Source organism: Rhodococcus sp. W8901 (assembly GCF_013348805.1).
Classification (GTDB): domain Bacteria; phylum Actinomycetota; class Actinomycetes; order Mycobacteriales; family Mycobacteriaceae; genus Prescottella.
The window spans coordinates 4,794,726-4,814,296 of record NZ_CP054690.1 but is presented as its reverse complement, the minus strand read 5'-3'; the positions used below and the strand labels follow the sequence as shown (position 1 = coordinate 4,814,296).

Sequence of the window (19,571 nt, the reverse complement as noted above, 5' to 3'; positions counted from 1 at the left end):
AGTCGGCCGCGCCCCCGAACCGTCACATGGAGGACAGCCGCCGTGCCTATCGCAACTCCCGAGGTCTACGCCGAGATGCTCGGTCGGGCCAAGGAGCACTCCTTCGCCTTCCCCGCCATCAACTGCACCTCGTCCGAGACCATCAACGCGGCCATCAAGGGCTTCGCGGACGCCGGCAGTGACGGCATCATCCAGTTCTCGACCGGTGGCGCGGAGTTCGGTTCGGGCCTCGGCGTCAAGGACATGGTGACCGGTGCGGTCGCGCTCGCCGAGTTCGCGCACGTCATCGCCGCCAAGTACGACGTGACGATCGCGCTGCACACCGACCACTGCCCCAAGGACAAGCTGGACACCTTCGTCCGTCCGCTGCTCGCGATCTCGCAGGAGCGCGTCAACAAGGGCCAGAACCCGCTGTTCCAGTCGCACATGTGGGACGGCTCGGCCATCCACATCGACGAGAACCTGGAGATCGCCCAGGATCTGCTGAAGCTGTCGAAGGCCGCGAACATCATCCTCGAGGTCGAGATCGGCGTCGTCGGCGGTGAAGAGGACGGCGTCGAGGCCGAGATCAACGACAAGCTGTACACGTCGCGCGAGGACTTCGAGAAGACTGTCGACGCCCTCGGTGTCGGCGAGAACGGCAAGTACCTGCTGGCCGCGACGTTCGGCAACGTGCACGGTGTCTACAAGCCGGGCAACGTCGTCCTCAAGCCGGAGGTGCTGGCCGAGGGCCAGGCCGCGGCCGTCGCGAAGCTGGGCCTCGCGGACGGCTCCAAGCCGTTCGACTTCGTCTTCCACGGCGGCTCGGGCTCGCTGAAGTCGGAGATCGAGGACTCGCTGCGCTACGGCGTCGTGAAGATGAACGTCGACACCGACACCCAGTACGCGTTCTCGCGCCCCATCGCCGGCCACATGTTCGCCAACTACGACGGCGTCCTGAAGATCGACGGCGAGGTCGGCAACAAGAAGGTCTACGACCCGCGCAGCTACCTCAAGAAGGCCGAGGCCGGCATGACCGCCCGCGTCATCGAGGCCTGCAACGACCTCAAGTCCGCGGGACGTTCCGTCTCCGCCGGCTAGTCCGAGGCTTCTTCCTCACCATCGCATTCTGCGCACCTGCCACCGAGTGGCAGGTGCGCAGAATGCGTTGCGGGGGCCCGACGGGGCGCGGGTGCCTCAGTCGGGGTCGCAGACCTTCCAGGTGCCGTCGACGCGTTCGAGGTCGAACGTGCGCGGCGAGGCGTCCGTCGGGTTGGCCTGCGTGTGTGCGGTGACCTGCGCGATGGCGGAGTCGCCGGTGATCTGGACCGTGTCGATGCCCGTGACGACCGGGACGTTCCCCTGCGCGACGGCGTCGCGGTGCACGCTCGCGAACTCGGTGGGCGGGATGTCGCGGTAGAAGTCGGCGAGCGTGCCGCAGGTCGACGACTGCAGGGTCGCCAGGTCGCCGGACCCGAGGGCGCCGACGAACGTGTCGACGGCGTCGCGGACCTTGGACTCGTCGGCCCCGTGCGCGCCGCCGCGGGCGATGACGAAGCCGGTGACCCCGAGAGCGGCGAGCACGCCGACGACTGCGACAGTCGACGCGATGATCCAGCCGCGCCGCCCACCGGGCTTCGTGGCCGGGGCGACCGGATCGATGCGCTGCGGGCCGGCGCCGGCCGGTGTGGCGCGAGACTGGTTGTCGTTCGGGTCGGGCACGGGACGCCTCTCGGTCCGGGAGTGGGATCGACTGGTGGGCAGCCTATCGGCCCGCGTACGACGCCGGGCACGGTGGACGTAACCTGGACGCCATGACGTCTTTCGGTGATCTTCTCGGCCCGCAGCCCACCCTGCTCCCCGGTGACGAGGACGCGGAGTCGGACCTGCTCAACCACGAGGACCCGGCGAAGGTCGCCGCGGCGCACCCCACCGCGTCGATCGCGTGGGCGTACCTGGCGGAGGCGGCTCTCGAGCAGGGGCAGACCATCACCGCGTACGCGTACGCGCGCACCGGCTACCACCGCGGGCTCGACCAGTTGCGCCGCAACGGGTGGAAGGGCTTCGGTCCGGTCCCGTTCAGCCACGAGCCCAACCGCGGCTTCCTGCGCTGCGTCGCGGTCCTGGCGAAGGCCGCCCAGGCAATCGGTGAGAACGACGAGTACGCACGCTGCCTGGACCTGCTCGAGGACTGCGATCCGCGGGCCGCAGAAGCACTTGGTCTCGGCTAGCCGCTTCGTTCCCCGCCCGGCAGCGGGTAAGGAGCGCGCGCAGGCGTCGGTCCGTCGCCTGCGCGCGTCGGCGCTGCCGGTGCTGCAATGCGCCCTGGCGGCGGGCCTCGCGTGGTGGTTCGCCACCGAGATCGTCGGACACACCCGACCGTTCTTCGCGCCGATCGCGGCGGTGGTCTCGCTGGGCCTGTCGCTCGGTGCACGCCTGCGCCGATCGGTGGAGTTGGTCTGCGGTGTGACGGTCGGCATCGGTGTCGGCGACCTGCTGATCTCGCTGATCGGCACCGGAGCGTGGCAGATCACGCTCGTCGTCGCCTTGGCGATGTCCACGGCGGTGCTGATCGGCAGCGGGCCCATCTTCTCGATGCAGGCAGGCACGTCCGCCGTGCTGGTCGCGACGCTGCTGCCGCCGGGCGACGCCGCCGGCGTCGACCGGATGGTCGACGCCCTGGTCGGCGGACTGGTGGGTATCGCGGTGGTCGCGATCGTGCCCACGCATCCCGTGCGCCGGGCCCGGCGGGACGCCGCCGGCATCCTCGCGACCGCGGCCGAGGTGCTGCAACTGGTCGCCGACGGGCTCATCGAGAACGATCCCAAGCCGATCGAGAAGGCCCTGCGCAAGGCCCGCGCGACGCAGTCGGCGATCGATTCGCTGCGCAGCAATCTGTCGGGTGGCAAGGAGATCAGCCGGATCTCACCGCTGTACTGGGGCAGTCGCGCCCGCCTGGCCCGGCTCACGGCGACAGCCGATCCGATCGACAACGCGATGCGCAACATTCGGGTGCTCTCGCGCCGGTCGCTCTCGCTGGTGCGCGACGACGAGATCCTCGACCCACGTCTCGTCGACGAGATCGAGAAGCTCTCGCACGCCCTCGACGTGCTGCGCCGGATGATTCTCGCCGAACCGGGGGAGCAACCGGATCAGGCGGAGGCGGCCCGGGTGCTGCGGACCGTCGCGTCGGGCATGAAGCCCGAGCTCGTCGAGAGGGCCGGCATCTCCGCGACCGTGGTGTTCGCGCAGATCCGGTCGCTCATCGTGGATCTTCTGCAGGTCGCGGGACTCGAGCGGATCTCGGCGATCGCGACGCTGCCGCCGACGGTTCCCAACCCCGCCTACAAGCCCGAACTCTGACTCCTTTTCATATATGCGAATGTATGCATATGATGGGCCGGACTTACGAGGAGGGTGATCATGGGAGCCGGTCACGGGCACAGCCACGGCAACACTTCGGGCGTCGGCGCCGCCGGTCCGTCGCATACACGGATCCGCAAGATGGTGATCGCGCTCGGGATTCTGATCGCGTTCCTGATCCTCGAGGTGGTCGTCGGCCTCGCGATCGGATCCCTGGCGCTGCTCGCCGACGCCGGGCACATGCTCACCGACGTCGTCGGCATGTCGATGGGGCTCGTGGCGCTGTTGCTCGCGAAGCAGGGGTCCAAGGCCGCGGCCCGCACGTTCGGCTGGCACCGTGCCGAGGTTCTCACGGCGATGGCCAACGCCGTGCTGCTGCTGGGCGTGGCCGCGTTCGTGATGTACGAGGCCATCGGCCGGATCGGTGACGTCCCCGAGATCCCCGGCGTCCCGCTGATGGTCACCGCGGCCGCGGGCCTGGCCGCCAACGTCGTGGTGATGCTGATGCTGCGCGGCGACGCGAAGGACTCCATCGCCGTCCGCGGCGCGTACCTCGAGGTGCTCGCCGACGCGGTCGGCAGCGTCGGCGTCCTGATCGCCGGCGCCGCGCTGGTGTTGTTCGACTGGACCTACGCCGACGTCGTCGTCGGTGTGCTGATCTCCCTGTGGGTGGTGCCGCGCGCACTCAAGCTCGCCGGTTCGGCGCTGCGGATCCTCACGCAGGCATCGCCCGCCAATATCGACGTCGACGCAGTCCGGGCGGATCTGTGTGCGGTGCCCGGGGTGTCGGACGTCCACGACCTGCACGTGTGGACCCTGACCACCGGCATGGACGTCGCGACGGTGCATCTGACCACCGATTCGGACTCGCAGCGGGTGCTGGCGTCGGCCAAGACCGTGCTGGACACGCACGGCCTGAGCCACGCCACCGTTCAGGTGGAGTCCGGGGCCGAGGGCTCGCGCTGCCAGGAGGACCTCACTTGGTGACGCGGTGACGCGGAGCGGTCACCGATAGCCCTCCGTGTTCGCGGGCAGGTCCCGGTCCTGCACCTCGACGATGTACCGCCAGCAGTCGGGGCGGGAGCCGTCCACGTCGGTGAAGCCGTATCGCGCGGCCAGTTGGCCGCTCGAGACGACCTGGCCGCTGTATCCGCCTGCATCCGGCGCCGCCGCCAGCGCCGCGACCGCCCGGCCGACGAATGTCGGGGACTCCGAGATCGCGAAGTGCGGTACTCGATCGAGGGCGTCGCGCCAGTTGTCCTCGGTGACGCCGAACACCTCCAGCATCATCTCCGACCGCAGCCAGCCGGGGGTCACCGCGACGGCGGCGCCACCGTGCGGGGCGAGCTCGTACGCCTGCGCGGTCGTCATCCGCTGCACCGCCGCCTTGACCAGGTCGTAGTAGAACCCGACCTGGTGCCGGTAGGCGACGTTGTAGTCGGCGGTGCCGTCGGTCATCTCGACGACCAGCCCGCCCGGCCGGCGGATCAGCAGGGGCAGCGCGAAGTGGCTGGTGATCACATGGGTGTCGATGCCCATACGCAGCATGCGCAGGCCGCCGTCGAGGTCATGCTCCCACAGTGTGGTGCCGAACTGGGCGTAACGGTCGCCGCCGAAGATGTCGTTGACCAGGATGTCGAGGCGGCCGTGTTCGGAGTCGATCCGGTCGATCAGTGCGCGCACCTGGTCGGGTTCGAGATGGTCGACGCGCAGCGCCACACCGCCGCCGCCGGCGGCAGCGATGAGTTCGCCGGTCTCCTCGATGGTCTCGGGTCGCTCGATCTCCGACGGCCCGGCCACCCGGCTGCTGCGGCCGGTCGCGTAGACGGTGGCTCCGGCCCGCGCCAATTCGACCGCGATGGCCCGGCCGGCACCCCGTGTCGCACCGGCGACGAGGGCGACCCGCCCGGTCAGGTCCGGCGCGGTCACCGGCTGGTCCTGGTGACGTCGGCGCCGGGCCGCCACAGGTCGACGTGCAGGCGATCCTCCGACACCGTGGTCAGCACCACCTCGTCGACGCTCAGTTCGAAGATCTGTGCGTCGTCGCCGGGGTTCTCGGGATAGGAGTCGAGGATCGCCTGCTTCTCGGTGCCGGTCAGTTCGCGGGCGCGACCGGAGATCTTGGCGTCGCCGCCCTCCATCGAGTGGTGGCCCGGATTCGAGTGCAACGAGTACCGCGGATCCCGTTGCAGGTCCCGGACCTTGCGGGCGCCGGGCATCGAGCCGAGCACGAGCAGCCCCCGGAAGATCTCGACCTCGGTGCCGCTCACGCGCGGTGAGCCGTCGGCGCGCAGCGTCGCGATCACGTGGTGCTTGTGCGCGGTCAGTCGCGCACGGACTGCCTCGGCCAGCGCCGGGGCCTGCTCGGAGAACTCCTGCCAGGTTGTCATGCCGTCAGTGTGCGCGCCGATCACTGACATCTTGTGTCAGTGATTATTCGTAGACTTTCCGGGTGCGCTCCTCCCGACTGCTCAATCTGATGCTGCGCTTGCAGGGTGGCCCCGGCACCACTGCCGCCCGGCTGGCCGAGCAACTCGGCGTCTCGGTGCGGACGGTCTATCGCGACGTCGCGGCGCTACAGGCCGCCGGGGTTCCGGTGTGGACCGAGAGCGGGCCCGGCGGTGGGATCCGTCTGCTCGACGGCTGGCAGTCCAAGCTCAGCGGCATGACGGGCGCGGAGACCTCCGCGCTCATGCTGCTCGGTATCCCGGACGTCGCGCAGGACCTCGGGCTCGCCGACGTCGCGGCCCGCGCGGAGTCGAAACTGCTGGGGGCGCTGCCGCTTCCGCTCCGGGCCGGCGCCCTGCTGTGGCGCGAGCGCCTGCACGTGGACGCGCCGGGCTGGTTCGAGTCGACGCCGTCGGGGGAGCACCTGCCGGCGGTGGCGGCCGCGGTGTTCGAGGGGCGACGGCTCCGCATCCGGTACCGGCGTCGGGGTGGCGAGGCCACCCGCACCCTCGATCCTCTCGGCCTGGTCGCGAAGGCGGGTGTCTGGTACCTCGTGGCGCGGCACCGGGATCGGACGTTGTCGTACCGGGTCTCGCGGATCGACGGCGCGCAGGTGCTGGATGCGCAGGCCGCGCGCCCGGACGACTTCGACCTGGCCGCGTGGTGGGCGGCGTCGATGGCGGAGTTCGACCGGGCGTTGCTGCGGTACCCGTGCCGGCTGCGGCTGTCGCCGTACGCGTGGCGACGGCTGCCGGACGTCGTGGGGGAGGAGGCGGCGCGTGTCGAACCGTCCGAGGCGGACGAGCAGGGCTGGGTGACTGTCGATCTGATGCTCGAGGCCGAGGAGGTGGCGCTCGATCAGCTCACCGCGCTCGGCGGCGGCATCGAGGTGCTGGAGCCCGCTTCGTTGCGCGCCGGGTTGCGGGCGGTCGCCGAGGAGGTGGCGCGCCGCAATCGGTGATCCGCGCTGCCGGCCGTCACAGCATGCGGCGCCGCCGGTCCAGCGCGCGGGCTCGGCGCACCGACACCCGAGACCACACGGCCTGCTGGATCGCCAGTGTCGCCCACCCGGCCAGCGCCATCCCGGACAGGTTCAGCAGCAGCTGCTGGGTGCTGCCCCAGACCTCGTGCCAGGCGCCGAAGGCCAGTGCGAGGCCGATGTTGCCGGCCGCGGGAACCGTTGTCACCGAGATGAACACACCGGACAGCCCGCCGAGCTTCGCCGAGGTGATCGACAGCACCCCCGCGGCCGCCGCGATGACGGCAACGATGAACGACCACTTGTCGGGCGAATAGATGAACGCGGTGTCCGGGCGGGGTCCGGTGACGTCGTCGATCGTCATCCAGCCGAGCATCCGTCCGCCCACGGCGGCCAGCGCGGTCACCCCGATCGCGACGGCGAATCCGACCAGAAGGGTCCGCACGGCGGTCGCGAGCAGCACGAAGCGGCGCTTGACCAGGGCGACACCGAGCGCGGCGATCGCGCCGAACTCGGGGCCGAGGACCATCGCACCGATGACGAGGATCTGCGAGTCGGTGATGATCGCGATCCCCGCCAGCAGCGTCGCCATCGTCATGAAGCTCAGGTACGTCCAGTTCAGTTCGACGTCCTCGTAGGACCGCTGCGCGACCTCCGCCCACACCACGGCGTCGGCGCTGCTGCCCGGGCTGCTGAGCTCGGCGTCGAGTCCGCTCCGGGACAGCCAGGTCGTCACCGGCTCGATCTCGATGCTGCCGCGGTGGTGCAGGTCGGTGGCGCGGAGCTTCTCGATCACGTCGTTCGCGACCTCGCGGGCGATGTCGGCGTGGACGAGGTCGCCGGTCGGGCGCACCGCCGCGCCACGGAGGACGGCGAGCCCGCTGACGGCCGGTTCGTCCTCCAGGATGCGGACCGCGTCGTCCGTGAGATCGGTGGGCGAGAGGATCCGCAGATGGAGCATGCGCACAGTGTGCCGGGCCGGGCCGGGCGCGGTGACGGTGGGATGCCGCGGCGGCCGGGCGGGCCCGAATTCGCTTTCCGCCGGGGCGCGGCGTCGATAGCATTCCCGGCCATGGCTATCCCGCATCCGCACGTGTACTACGGCGACCGACTCGTTCCCGCGTCCGAGGCCACTCTGGGAGTCGCCACGTCCGCCGTCCTGTACGGCCTGAGTGTCTACACCGTCTTCCCGGTGCACGCCGACGGTGGTGTCCGCTCGGCCTTCCGCCTGGCCGAGCACTACCGACGTCTCGTCGAGTCCTGCAAGATCATCGGCATCGACCGGTTCGCCGACGAGTGGAGTTTCGACCGTTTCGTCTCGGCCGCAACCGAACTCGTCGACGCCAACGCGCCCGGCTCGGACGTCTTCGTGCGGGCCACCGTGCACGTCGACGAGTCGATTCCCGGCACCCGGGTGCGTGGTTGCCGGACCGTCGTGTCGATGTTCGTGTACGACGCGGTCCCGATCGTCCCGCAGGACGGCATGCGACTGAAGACCAGCACGTGGCGGCGTATCCCCGACTTCGCGATCCCCTCGCGTGCCAAGGTCAACGGCGCGTACGTGAACTCGGTGCTGGCCAAGCAGGACGCGATCGATGCCGGCTACGACGACGCGATCTTCCTCGACGGCGCCGGGCACGTGTGTGAGCTCAGCGCCGCGAACATCTTCCTGGTCCGCGGCGGGACCCTGATCACGCCCGACGTCTCGTGCGACATCCTCGACGGCATCAACCGGCGCACGCTGCTCACACTTGCCGCGGAGGACGGCATCCCAGTCGTGGAGCGCACGGTCGATCTCACCGAGCTGTACATCGCGGACGAGGTCTTCGCCACCGGCACCTCGGCCGGTGTGGCTCCGGTGACCGAGGTGGACGGCCGCATCGTCGGCGACGGCACGACGGGCCCGATCTGCGAGGCGCTGCGGAAGCGGCACACGGCGGCGCTGCGTTCGGACGCCCTGCACGGTTGGGTCACCGTCCTCGCCTGACGGCCGGCGCCGGCGAGATCGGGTAGTGAACTACCTACGTGTCCGCGCGACCGCGTACCTAGCGTTGTTGGCATGACCAGCGCACAGGTGACGAACATGTCGACGAACCGGGAGGCGGACCGCCGACCGGACGTCGACATCGAGCAACTCCGGGGCGAGATCGACCGTCTGGATTCACAGATCCTCGCGGCGATCCAGCGGCGCACCGAGATCTCCCGTCTGATCGGTGAGGTGCGAATGCTCGGCGGCGGTACTCGTTTGGTGCACACCCGAGAAATGAGTGTGCTGTCGCGTTTCGACGACCTGGGGCCGGAGGGGCACACGCTTGCGTTGCTGCTGCTGCGGCTCGGGCGGGGGCGTCTGGGTCATGCCATGTGACCGGCTGACCCCGGTCAGGAACCGACCGGGGTCGGCGCGGTCACGTGCGATGAACTGTGCGGGTCAGCTCCGCCAGAACTGCATCAGGTAGCTGCCGAAGGCGGCGTAGTAGTCGGGGATGCCCGACAGTCCGAACAGCCAGTAGATCGCGTCGAAGAACGCGGAATTGATCTGCGGGACGAACAGCAGCGCGATCAGCAGGAGCAGCCCGTACGGTTTGATCTTGTCGAGCGATTCGCGCGTGCGTGACCGTAGATGCGGTTCGAGGGCGCCGTATCCGTCGAGCCCCGGCACCGGCAGCAGGTTCAGCACGGTGGCCATCACCTGTAGGAACGCCAGGAAGCTCAGCCCACTCCAGAACATCTGGTTGTGCCCGTCCAGTCCGAACAGCCGGATCACCACCAGCAGCACGACCGCGGCCGCCGCGTTCACCGCGGGCCCGGCCAGGGAGATCCGCGTCTGTACGCGGGGCGGCATCGACCCGGTCCTCAGGTACACCGCGCCGCCGGGCAGTCCGATACCGCCGATCGCAAGGAACAGCACCGGCAGGCCGATCGACAGCAGCGGCTGGGTGTACTTGCGTGGATCGAGGGTGAGGTAGCCGCGCATGACGACGTCGTGGTCGCCGTGTCGCCACGCGACGAACGCATGGGCGAACTCGTGCAGGCACAGCGTGACCACCCAGCCCGCGACGACCAGCAGGAACACGCCGATCCGGCCCGACGTCGCGTAGTCCGTGGACCGCCACGCGAGGACACCACCCAGCACGGCGACCGCCACGATGCCGAGGAACACGGGGCTCGGCCGGACCGCGGAGGAGCGGGTACGCGAGTCGGGATACATGCCTCCCAGTATCCAGGCGAGCGTGGTTCAGGCGCCGTAGACGAGAAGCCAGTCCTCGTGGTGGCGGTAGAAGGTCGAGCGTTTGACCGCCCGCGGGGTGCGGACACCGTCGCGGGTCAGTACCGCCGCCGGCGATCCGAGTTGGACGGCGCGTCCGGTGAGCCAGCGGTGCCCGCCGAACCAGCGTCGCTTGTCGACCGTCGCGCGCACGCCGGGCAGTTCGGGAATCGGAACGATGCGCATTCCGGGGACGGTGCCGGAGAACAGCCGGGTGTCGTCGACGTACGCCTCGCCGATCAACTCGCCCGCATGCTCGGATCCGTAGATGCGGGCCTCACCGACGAGGGCGATGCCGGCGTCGTCGCGGATCAGGGGCAGCGGCCGCGCCACACCGGAGACGGCGATCGAGGCCGCCTTGGATCCGGTCCGCAGTCCGTACGCGTGGGTGGCGTCGGTCCGCTCCTCCGGAACGTAGGCGAGTTCGATGTGCAGGCGCTCGGTGCGCATCAGCCGGGTCAGCGCGGCCGCGAACGCGCCGTCGTCGCCGACGATGACCAGTCGGGGCTTCTCGACCGTCTCGAGCTTGGCGAACGCCTCGTCGAAGTCGTCCTTCTCGGGGAGGGCGGGCGCGTTGAACACGTCGAGCGACCGCAGCGCCAGCGGTAGCGGCCCGTCGCCGCACTTGAGCACTACCGGGGTCATGACACTCCTTGCTTGTCCCCGACGCTGCGGTTCGGATCCGGCGATTCGGAGGATGGGCGTGTGGGTGAGCAGTTCGAACCTGGAGCCACGAACCGCCCGTCTTCTCACGTTCGTCGCCACGCCACGGCAGCGGCGACGGAGCATCCGTCGCGCGCAAAGGCATTTCGATGTCTACCCGAACGCGGGCGGGCGTCGCAAACGGTCGGGCCGCTTCGCTGCCCGTTTTGGGCGGGTTCGGAGGGCTAGTGGGCTGGACGACGGTCGGTCTCGGCTAGACTGTGCGTCCGGCCACTGCCTACACCACGGCAGGACCATGCAGTCGGATACGTCTGCACGTCGACCGTAGGAGACAGGGAAATGCCGGCAATCGTCCTCATCGGTGCCCAGTGGGGCGACGAAGGTAAGGGCAAAGCTACCGATCTACTGGGCGGAAGCCTGCAGTGGGTCGTGCGGTACCAGGGCGGCAACAACGCGGGACACACCGTGGTCCTGCCGAACGGTGACAAGTTCGCACTCCATCTGATTCCGTCGGGCATCCTCACGCCGGGCGTCACGAATGTGATCGGCAACGGCGTGGTGGTGGACCCGGGCGTGCTGCTCGAGGAACTCGCCGGGCTCGAGGAGCGTGGCGTCGACACCAGCGGGCTGCTGATCAGCGCCGATGCGCACCTGATCATGCCGTACCACGTGGCCATCGACAAGGTCACCGAACGCTTCCTGGGCGCCAAGAAGATCGGTACCACGGGCCGCGGAATCGGCCCCTGCTACCAGGACAAGATCGCGCGTGTCGGTGTCCGCGTCGCCGACGTCCTGGACGAGAAGATCCTCACCCAGAAGGTCGAGGCCGCCCTGGAATTCAAGAACCAGGTGCTCGTCAAGATCTACAACCGCAAGGCCCTCGACCCGCAGCAGGTGGTCGACGAGGTCCTGACGCAGGCCGCCGGCTTCAAGCACCGGATCGCCGACACCCGTCTGCAGCTCAACCTGGCACTCGAGCGCGGCGAGACCGTGCTGCTCGAGGGTTCGCAGGGCACGCTGCTCGACGTGGACCACGGCACCTACCCGTATGTGACGTCGTCGAACCCGACGTCCGGTGGCGCGTCGGTCGGTTCGGGCATCGGCCCCACCAAGATCGAGACGGTGCTCGGCATCCTCAAGGCGTACACGACGCGCGTCGGCTCGGGTCCGTTCCCGACCGAGCTGTTCGACGAGTCCGGTGAGTACCTCGCGGTCAAGGGCGGCGAGGTGGGTGTCACCACCGGTCGCGCGCGCCGCACCGGCTGGTTCGACGCCGTGATCGCCCGCTACGCGACCCGCGTCAACGGCATCACCGACTACTTCCTCACCAAGCTCGACGTGCTGTCGAGCCTGGAGACCATCCCGATCTGCGTCGCGTACGACGTGGACGGTGTGCGTGTCGACGAGATGCCGATGACGCAGACCGACATCCACCACGCGAAGCCGATCTACGAGGAGATGCCGGGCTGGTCCGAGGACATCTCCGGCGCCCGCACCTTCGAGGAGCTGCCGGTCGCGGCACAGAACTACGTGCTGCGGCTCGAGGAGCTCTCGGGCGCGTTCATGTCGTGCATCGGCGTGGGCCCGGGCCGTGACGAGACCATCGTCCGCCGCGACATCCTGGCCTGACCCTCCCCGTGTGACCGAATGTCACATGCGTTCAGTTCGACTGAACGCATGTGACATTCGGCGTTTCGGGGGTCTTCTCGGGCTCAGCGCATCTCGCCCGCGCCGGCGTACGGGTGCAGGCTGGCGAGGGGTTTGCCCTCGTCGAAACGGCTGTAGCGGAAGTCGTTCCCGTCGACGGCGGGGTCGCTGCTGATGCCGTCGAGTAGCAGGTCCGCGGCCAGGCGTCCCACGGCCGGGGAGATCTTGAAGCCGTGGCCGCTGAAGCCCACCGCGAGGAACAGGCCCTCGGCGGGGGAGGGGCCGATGATCGGGTTGTAGTCGGGCGTGATGTCGTAGCAACCCGCGTACGACGACGCGAGCCGCGCGTCGGGCATGTGGGGCAGGATCCGGTCGAGTTTGCCGATCGCGGTCTCGACGAACCCGTCGGTGGCGCGGTTGAGGTAGTTGTCCGGATCGGCGAACTCCGGTGCGGAGTGGTCGCTGTTGCCGACCAGCAGGTGCCCGTTCGGCTCGCGTCGAATGTATTGCAGATTGACCAGATCCGAGAACGTCGGTACATCGGGGGTGGGTTCGCCCTGGTCCACCAGGACCAGTTGCTCGCGCTGCGCGCGGATCGGCACATGCACGCCGGCGGTCGCCGCCAGTGCGGGACTCCACACCCCGGTCGCCAGTACGACGGTGTCGCAGAGGATCTCGGAGCCGTCGCCGCACGCGACGCCCACCACGCGCTCGGTCTCGTCCTGGATCAGTCGAACAACGCTGGTGGACTGCCGGATTCGGACGCCCAGTGCGCGGGCGCGGGCGCCGTACGCCATGCCCGTCATGTACGCGTCGCCGTGCCCGCCGAGCGGTTCGTAGGCGAACCCGGCGAAGTCGTCGAGGTGGAGTCCCGGCCACATCGTGCCGACGGCGTCGGCGTCGATCAGTTCCACCGGGACGCCGAGGCCGCGGTGCATCTCGACGTTGGCGTGCAGTGGCGTCAGGTTGGCCGCGTCGACGCCGACGACGTATCCGGTCTGCCGGAAGCCGATGTCGGTTCCGAAGATGTCCTCGGCGCGGGAGAACACGTCGACGCCGTGCCACGCCATCGCGGCGAGTGACGGAACTCCGTAGTGGCACCGGACGATTCCGCTGGACTTGCCCGTCATGCCCGAGCACAGCGTGTCGCGTTCGAGGACGATGACGTCGGTCTCGCCGCGTTCGGCCAGGGACCACGCGATGGCCAGTCCCTCGAGTCCGCCGCCCACGATCACGATTCGTGCGTGCTCCGTCGTGCTGTCTGTCATCTCGACCTCCGGTCACCGGTGTTTCTTGGTGATGGACAGTGTTGCATGAAATGAAACAGACGCAACCCCGGATTTGCTGTGCGAACCCTGTTACGCACTGTTCACCGGAGCTACTCGCAGCCCTTACAGCCGCCGTTCACTCTCGGATGACCTCGATTCCCCGTGTAAAACGGGCCGACACAAGGTGGGCAGATATGGAGCAGGCTCTCGCGGCGGCCGATACCGCATGGTTACTGGCAGCCTTCACTGCTGTTGCGTTGATGATCCCCGGGCTCGCGCTGTTCTACGGCGGCATGGTGAGCATTCGCAACTCGCTCAACATGATGATGATGACGTTCGGCTCGTTCGCCGTCGTCGGTGTGCTGTGGGTGCTCTTCGGCTACTCGGCCGTCCTCGGTAACTCCTTGGGCGGCTTGGGCATTCTCGGCGATCCGCTCGAGTTCGTCGGGCTGGGGCAGTTGCTCGAACCGGCCGCGGAGCCCGCTCTGCCGCCGGCCCTGGTGGCGGGATTCCAGATGCTGTTCGCGGCCATCACGGTCGCGTTGATCTCCGGCGCACTCGCCGACCGGATCAAGTTCGGTTCCTGGATGCTGTTCGCCGGATTGTGGGTCAGCCTCGTGTACTTCCCGGTGGCGCACTGGGTGTTCGCGTTCGACTCCGACGACGGCAGCGTCATCGGTGGCTGGATCGCGAACAAGCTGGGGGCGATCGACTTCGCGGGCGGCACGGCGGTCCACATCAACGCCGGCATCGCGGCGCTGGCGATGGTGCTGGTGCTGGGCAAGCGGTACGCATTCCCGAACATGCCACGCCCGCACAACCTTCCGCTGACCCTGCTCGGCGCGGGCATCCTGCTGTTCGGTTGGTTCGGCTTCAACGGCGGCTCCGCGCTCGCGGCCGACAATGCGGCGTCCGTCGTCGTCCTCAACACGGTGTCCGCGGCGTGCGCCGGGATCTGTGGCTGGCTGCTCGTCGAGCGTCTGCGTGAGGGCCGGCCGACCTCGCTCGGTGCGGCGTCGGGTCTCATCGCGGCGCTGGTCGCGATCACCCCGGCCTGTGGTGCGGTGTCGCCGATCGGTGCCCTGCTGATCGGCGCGGCCGCCGGCGCGTTGTGCTGCTTCGCGGTGTCGCTGAAGTTCCGCCTGGGCTACGACGACGCCCTCGACGTGGTCGGCATCCACCTCGTCGGCGGCATCCTCGGCACGCTGCTGATCGGTCTGCTCGCCACCGAGGACGCCCCGAACGGCGTCGCCGGACTGTTCTACGGAGGTGGCTTCGCACTGCTGGGCAAGCAGGTGCTGGCAGTGGGTGTGGTGCTGGCCTACTCGTTCGCGGTGACGTGGATCATCGCGAAGGGCATCGACCTCACGCTGGGCCTGCGGGTGCGGCCCGAGGACGAGCACGAGGGTCTCGACGTCACCGAGCACGGCGAGACCGCGTACGTGACCGAGACGGTGTCGGTGACGGTGTCCGGGTCGGGTCCGGTGGATCCGGCGGCCGTCGCGGATGCGGCCGAGGCGCTCGTGACACGCGCTGCGAACACCGAACAGCGCACGTAGCGGCGCATCGCACGATCAGGGCGACCGCTGCCCGTCCTCTCCGAGGCGGGCAGCGGTCGCCCTGCCGTGTCGTGAGTCTCGGCCCGGACGTCGGCATAATGTTCGACGGCAAGGTACTTCGATGAATCGGGATTTCGAGGCGGCATGAGCGAGGGCAGGAACACCGGACGCGGAGGTCCCGCGGAGGGAGAGGACTTCTCGCACTGGTTCGTCGGGAGTTTCGCCGACTACTGGCAGTCGGCCGGAGCGTCACGGATCGAGGGCCGCATCGCCGGGTACCTGCTCATCGACGAGTCGCCCGGGGTGACCGCCGAGGAGCTGGCCACCGAACTCGGTGCCAGTCGCGGTTCTGTCTCGACGTACGTCCGGCGGTTGATCGACCGCGGGTTCGTCAAAGTGATCCGCAAGCCGCGAGACCGAACCCATTACTACGCAATGGATTCGGACGTGTGGGGCGGATTCCTCGAGAACGAGCACGCGTACCTGGAGAACCAGCGCCGCCTCGCGACCGAGGCGCTTGCGCACACCGACCCGAAGGGGCCGGCGCACATCCGGGTGCTGAACATGCGGGACTACATGGGGTGGATCATCGACAACCGGATGCTCCGCAGCGAGTGGAACCGCTTCAAGGCCGAACGCGATGGGGGAGCACGCGACGGCGGAGCATCCGGTGGCGAGAATGCCGGAACGGCCTGACTAGTTGGCCTGGGCGGCGGGCTGGTCGAGCTTGGCGACCGCCTCGTCGATCATCGGCACGTAGCGTTCGAGCGACCACGGCACAGTCAGCGGATTGATCATCGACGAGCCGGTGACGAACGGTTGGTTCGTCGGGGCCACGACGGACCCGCGCGCGACGGCCGGAATCTGGGCGTACACCGGCTGTGCCTCGGTCTCGGCGCGGTTCGCCGGGTCCGAGTAGAACGTGAACAGCAGGTCCGAGTCCTTCAGCAGGTGCGCGTTCTCGAGCCCGATCACCGACGAGTCGGTGCCGTCGGTCTCCGGCAGGGTGTTCACGATCGGATCGACCTGCAGGCCGAGGCCGCGCACCATCGCGACCCGCTGCTCGTTCGGGAAGAACACGCCCAGCGTGCCGGGGCCGGTGTTGTAGATGAACGAGAACGAGACGTCGGCGTACTCGGGGTGCGCGGCAATGCTGTCGGCGAACTGGGACTTGATCTTCGCGATCTCCTGTTCGGCCTCGGCTGACTTGCCCATGGCCTTGCCGATCATCTTCATCTGGTCCTCCCACGTGATCGTCCACGCCTTCTCGGCGTAGGCGACGGTGGGGGCGAGGGTGCTGAGTGAGTCGTACTGCTGCTGCGTGATGCCCGACCACGGCGCGAGGATGAGGTCCGGATCGAGCGTGGCGACCGCCTCGATGTCGATCTCGCTGCCGCCGGTCAGCTGTACGGGAAGCTCCGCGCCACGCTCGGTGACCGCCTCGCGGATCCACGGCAGGTAGCCGGTCTCGTCGCTGCCCCACTTGTATTCCTCGACGCCGACCGGCACGGTGCCGAGCGCGATGGCGGTCTCGGCCGAGCCCATGCCGAGGGCGACGATGCGCTCGGGCTGCTCGGTGATGACAGCCTTGCCGAGGGCGTGTTCGATCGTGACGGTCTCGAAGTCGGTGCTGCCGGACTCGGCCGGCGACTCGCTCGAACTGCAGCCCGCCAGGACGAGGGCCGCGGCCACCAGGCCGGACAACAGTCCGGACCGGCGTGCGGTCCCGGATCGAGCGAATCTCATGGAGGAGCCTTCCGACGCGTCGACGATGCGTCGGTGAGCATAGGCTTACCTTCATCGAAATTTCAACTCAATTGAAAGTTCGTGCTGTGATCACTCGCTCAACGGGCCCACGGGCAGACAGACGCAGAACGGATGTCCGGCCGGGTCGATCAGGACACGGCTCACCGCGGGTGCGTACTGCTCGGGCGCGAGCCGTGCGCCGAGTTTCACGGACTCGACTACTGCGGCATCCAGATCGTCGACGACCACGTCGAGGTGAATCTGCTTGGGAAGTTCGCCGCCCGGCCAGGTGGGCGGCCGGTAACCCGGCACGCGCATGGCGGTGAGCAGGCCGCCTGCGAACCGGACGCTGACGTATCTCTCGCCCGAGCGGGAGATCTCTCCGCCGAGTAGGTCTCGCCAGAAGGCAGCCAGAGTCGGAGGGTCGGAACAGTCCAGAGTGATCGAACCCATTCGCGCTATCGCCATGGGGCGACGCTACCCGTCACTCCTGGTGATTGTCCGGGTACGCGGTGACGGCCAGGAAGCGGATCGGCAACTGCGCCAGTTCGTTCGGGCCGTGCAGGCCCTCGCCGTCGAGCAGCAGCGAGTCACCCGGACGCAGTCGGTACTCGCTCTCGCCGTGCCCGTAGACCATCTCGCCCTCGAGCATGTAGATCAGTTCGGTGCCGGGGTGCTGGAAGAGCGGGAACACCTCGCTGGCGTTGGTGAGCGTGACGAGCACCGGTTCGAGGCGCTTGTGCTGCCCGCGCAGGGCGCCGAGCAGTTCGTAATGATGCCCGACCCGCGTGCCGCGGCCGACGATCACCGCGCCGTTGCCGGACTCGACGAACACCGCGTCCCGCGTGGTGTCGGCGCCGCGGAACAAGGACGTCACCGGCACATCCAGTCCCGCGGCCAGACGTGCGAGGGTCGAGAGACTGCAGGAGGTCTGCGCGTTCTCGATCTTCGACAGCATCGCCTTCGAGATGCCGACCCGCGCGGCCATGTCGCCCACCGACAGCCCGCTCGCCAGGCGCAGCTTGCGGACCTGCGCCGCGATGACGCGTTCGAGGTCGACGCCGGTGGGAGTGTCGGCCGGCACCTCGCGCTCGGTGGTGTCGCGGTGCACGGGGCGCTGGGACGGGCTCATTGCCTCACAGTAGCGCCCCGTCCACTGTCGGTGGACGGGGCGCGGTGGTCGGGCGGTGAGCGTTGTGGAGGGTGCCGGCACCGCAAAGGTTCTGTCGGCATCGCACACCTTTTCAGTACTGAATACCTATGCGACGCCGGGAAAAGGTGTGCGACGTCAGAGCTGACCGGGAATCCAGCTCGTCCCGGCCAGCGGCACGCGGGCCATCGCCGACGCCTCGATGGTGAGTGCGACGAGGTCCTGCGGTTCGAGGTTGCGCAGGTGCGACTTCCCGCACGCGCGGGCGAGGGTCTGCGCCTCCATCGTGAGCACTCGCAGGTAGTTCGCGAGCCGGCGTCCGCCCTCGACGGGGTCGAAGTTCTGCTGTAGCTCGGGATCCTGCGTGGTGATCCCGGCAGGGTCGCGGCCGGCCTGGAAGTCGTCGTAGAAGCCCGCCGACGACCCGATCGCCTCGTACTGCTTCTGGAAGCGGGGATGGTTGTCGCCCAACGCGATCAGCGCGGCGGTGCCGATCGCGACGGCGTCCGCGCCGAGGGCCATCGCCTTCGCGACGTCGGCGCCCGAGCGGATGCCGCCCGACACGATCAACTGCACCCCGCCGGATTCCCCCGTCGCTCCGTTCGCCCCGCGCCGATGGACGTCCATCTCCTGCAGCGCCTGCACGGCCTGCGGGATCGCGGCGAGCGTCGGGATGCCGACGTGCTCGATGAACACGTCCTGCGTCGCGGCGGTGCCGCCCTGCATGCCGTCGACGACGATGACGTCGGCTCCGGCCTTCACCGCGAGCTTGACGTCGTAGTACGTGCGGGTGGCGCCGACCTTGACGTAGATCGGCTTCTCCCAGCCGGTGATCTCGCGGAGTTCGATGATCTTGATGGCGAGGTCGTCCGGCCCGGTCCAGTCCGGGTGCCGGCACGCGCTGCGCTGGTCGACGCCGACGGGCAGCGTCCGCATCCCCGCGACGCGGTCGGTGATCTTCTGCCCCAGCAGCATTCCGCCACCGCCCGGCTTGGCGCCCTGCCCGAGGACGACCTCGATCGCGTCGGCCTTGCGCAGGTCGTCGGGATTCATGCCGTACCGCGACGGCAGGTACTGGTACACCAGGTTCTTGGACTGGCCGCGTTCCTCGGGCGTCATGCCGCCGTCGCCGGTGGTGGTGGAGGTGCCGACCTCGCTGGCCCCACGGCCCAGGGCCTCCTTCGCCCGCCCGGACAGCGCGCCGAAGCTCATGCCCGCGATGGTGATCGGGATGTCGAGGTGCAGAGGGAACTTCGCGTGCCGATCGCCGAGCACCACGTCGGTGTCGCAGCGTTCGCGGTAGCCCTCGAGCGGATAGCGCGACATCGAGGCGCCGAGGAACAGCAGGTCGTCGAAGTGGGGGAGCTTGCGCTTGGCACCCCAACCGCGGATGTCGTAGATGCCGGTGTCGGCGGCGCGCTGGATCTCGTGGATGACGTCGCGGTCGAACGTCGCGGATTCGCGCAGGCCGGGGGTGTGCGTGGTCATTCGGGCCTCCTGGGGG

Annotated in this window: 21 protein-coding genes; 10 read left to right on the top strand and 11 right to left on the bottom strand. The window is 68.9% G+C overall.

The window, feature by feature from the left end:
• The first annotated feature begins 42 nt into the window (after positions 1-42).
• Positions 43-1,080, top strand: a complete 1,038-nt coding sequence (fbaA, locus tag HUN07_RS22590) for a class II fructose-bisphosphate aldolase (RefSeq protein WP_114721616.1) — start codon at positions 43-45, stop codon at positions 1,078-1,080.
• 96 nt (positions 1,081-1,176) lie between these two features.
• Here the strand turns inward: fbaA and HUN07_RS22585 are convergent, their stop codons facing one another.
• Complete coding sequence (locus tag HUN07_RS22585) at positions 1,177-1,701, bottom strand: Rv0361 family membrane protein (protein ID WP_114721618.1); 525 nt, start codon at positions 1,699-1,701, stop codon at positions 1,177-1,179.
• 92 nt (positions 1,702-1,793) lie between these two features.
• On the opposite strand from HUN07_RS22585, the gene HUN07_RS22580 reads away from it, so the two are divergent.
• The 3 genes from HUN07_RS22580 to HUN07_RS22570 are packed head-to-tail and all read left to right on the top strand — an operon-like array spanning position 1,794 to position 4,329.
• Positions 1,794-2,210 (top strand): DUF3151 domain-containing protein, encoded by a 417-nt coding sequence (locus HUN07_RS22580; protein WP_114721620.1) that lies wholly within the window; start codon positions 1,794-1,796, stop codon positions 2,208-2,210.
• Complete coding sequence (locus HUN07_RS22575) at positions 2,197-3,342, top strand: FUSC family protein (RefSeq protein ID WP_397484674.1); 1,146 nt, start codon at positions 2,197-2,199, stop codon at positions 3,340-3,342. Before HUN07_RS22580 ends, HUN07_RS22575 begins: the two co-directional genes overlap by 14 nt.
• Before the next feature lie 60 nt (positions 3,343-3,402).
• Positions 3,403-4,329, top strand: a complete 927-nt coding sequence (locus tag HUN07_RS22570) for a cation diffusion facilitator family transporter (protein ID WP_174912976.1) — start codon at positions 3,403-3,405, stop codon at positions 4,327-4,329.
• A gap of 18 nt (positions 4,330-4,347) precedes the next feature.
• Here HUN07_RS22570 and HUN07_RS22565 read toward each other — a convergent pair whose 3' ends face one another.
• Positions 4,348-5,271: an SDR family oxidoreductase gene (locus tag HUN07_RS22565; RefSeq protein WP_174912973.1), complete on the bottom strand. Its 924-nt coding sequence runs from the start codon at positions 5,269-5,271 to the stop codon at positions 4,348-4,350.
• Positions 5,268-5,732, bottom strand: coding sequence for a pyridoxamine 5'-phosphate oxidase family protein (locus HUN07_RS22560; protein ID WP_114721774.1), 465 nt, complete (start codon positions 5,730-5,732; stop codon positions 5,268-5,270). The genes HUN07_RS22565 and HUN07_RS22560 overlap by 4 nt, the downstream gene beginning before the upstream one ends.
• 62 nt (positions 5,733-5,794) lie before the next feature.
• On the opposite strand from HUN07_RS22560, the gene HUN07_RS22555 reads away from it, so the two are divergent.
• Positions 5,795-6,751, top strand: coding sequence for a helix-turn-helix transcriptional regulator (locus HUN07_RS22555; RefSeq protein WP_174912970.1), 957 nt, complete (start codon positions 5,795-5,797; stop codon positions 6,749-6,751).
• 16 nt (positions 6,752-6,767) lie between these two features.
• On the opposite strand, the gene HUN07_RS22550 is transcribed toward HUN07_RS22555, so the two are convergent.
• Positions 6,768-7,730 carry a DUF389 domain-containing protein gene (locus HUN07_RS22550; RefSeq protein WP_114721822.1) on the bottom strand — a complete coding sequence of 321 codons (963 nt, stop codon included), beginning with the start codon at positions 7,728-7,730 and terminating at the stop codon, positions 6,768-6,770.
• A gap of 111 nt (positions 7,731-7,841) precedes the next feature.
• On the opposite strand from HUN07_RS22550, the gene HUN07_RS22545 reads away from it, so the two are divergent.
• Positions 7,842-8,756 (top strand): aminotransferase class IV, encoded by a 915-nt coding sequence (locus tag HUN07_RS22545; protein WP_174912968.1) that lies wholly within the window; start codon positions 7,842-7,844, stop codon positions 8,754-8,756.
• Between the two features lie 72 nt (positions 8,757-8,828).
• Entirely contained in the window at positions 8,829-9,134 is a 306-nt protein-coding gene (locus HUN07_RS22540; protein WP_114721628.1) for a chorismate mutase, read from the top strand.
• Between the two features lie 63 nt (positions 9,135-9,197).
• Here the strand turns inward: HUN07_RS22540 and HUN07_RS22535 are convergent, their stop codons facing one another.
• On the bottom strand, positions 9,198-9,977 hold the full coding sequence (locus tag HUN07_RS22535) for a site-2 protease family protein (protein ID WP_174912965.1): 780 nt from the start codon (positions 9,975-9,977) through the stop codon (positions 9,198-9,200).
• Between the two features lie 27 nt (positions 9,978-10,004).
• Complete coding sequence (locus HUN07_RS22530; RefSeq protein WP_114721632.1) at positions 10,005-10,679, bottom strand: hypothetical protein; 675 nt, start codon at positions 10,677-10,679, stop codon at positions 10,005-10,007.
• Between the two features lie 357 nt (positions 10,680-11,036).
• Between HUN07_RS22530 and HUN07_RS22525 the strand changes: the two genes are divergently transcribed.
• The gene (locus tag HUN07_RS22525; protein WP_174912962.1) at positions 11,037-12,326 is read left to right on the top strand and encodes an adenylosuccinate synthase; all 1,290 of its coding nucleotides are present in this window, start codon (positions 11,037-11,039) and stop codon (positions 12,324-12,326) included.
• 83 nt (positions 12,327-12,409) lie between these two features.
• On the opposite strand, the gene HUN07_RS22520 is transcribed toward HUN07_RS22525, so the two are convergent.
• Positions 12,410-13,612 (bottom strand): NAD(P)/FAD-dependent oxidoreductase, encoded by a 1,203-nt coding sequence (locus HUN07_RS22520; RefSeq protein ID WP_174912959.1) that lies wholly within the window; start codon positions 13,610-13,612, stop codon positions 12,410-12,412.
• A 194-nt stretch (positions 13,613-13,806) separates the two neighbouring features.
• Here HUN07_RS22520 and HUN07_RS22515 point away from each other — a divergent pair, with 194 nt between their 5' ends.
• Entirely contained in the window at positions 13,807-15,171 is a 1,365-nt protein-coding gene (locus HUN07_RS22515; protein ID WP_174912956.1) for an ammonium transporter, read from the top strand.
• 144 nt (positions 15,172-15,315) lie between these two features.
• Positions 15,316-15,867 carry a GbsR/MarR family transcriptional regulator gene (locus tag HUN07_RS22510; protein ID WP_174912953.1) on the top strand — a complete coding sequence of 184 codons (552 nt, stop codon included), beginning with the start codon at positions 15,316-15,318 and terminating at the stop codon, positions 15,865-15,867.
• Here HUN07_RS22510 and HUN07_RS22505 read toward each other — a convergent pair whose 3' ends face one another.
• From HUN07_RS22505 to HUN07_RS22490, 4 genes are all read right to left on the bottom strand, one after another.
• Positions 15,868-16,917, bottom strand: a complete 1,050-nt coding sequence (locus HUN07_RS22505) for an iron-siderophore ABC transporter substrate-binding protein (protein ID WP_174912950.1) — start codon at positions 16,915-16,917, stop codon at positions 15,868-15,870.
• A gap of 90 nt (positions 16,918-17,007) precedes the next feature.
• The gene (locus HUN07_RS22500; protein WP_114721644.1) at positions 17,008-17,385 is read right to left on the bottom strand and encodes a VOC family protein; all 378 of its coding nucleotides are present in this window, start codon (positions 17,383-17,385) and stop codon (positions 17,008-17,010) included.
• A 16-nt stretch (positions 17,386-17,401) separates the two neighbouring features.
• Complete coding sequence (locus HUN07_RS22495) at positions 17,402-18,049, bottom strand: helix-turn-helix domain-containing protein (protein WP_114721646.1); 648 nt, start codon at positions 18,047-18,049, stop codon at positions 17,402-17,404.
• A gap of 156 nt (positions 18,050-18,205) precedes the next feature.
• On the bottom strand, positions 18,206-19,555 hold the full coding sequence (locus HUN07_RS22490; RefSeq protein WP_174912948.1) for an FMN-binding glutamate synthase family protein: 1,350 nt from the start codon (positions 19,553-19,555) through the stop codon (positions 18,206-18,208).
• Between the last annotated feature and the right edge of the window lie 16 nt (positions 19,556-19,571).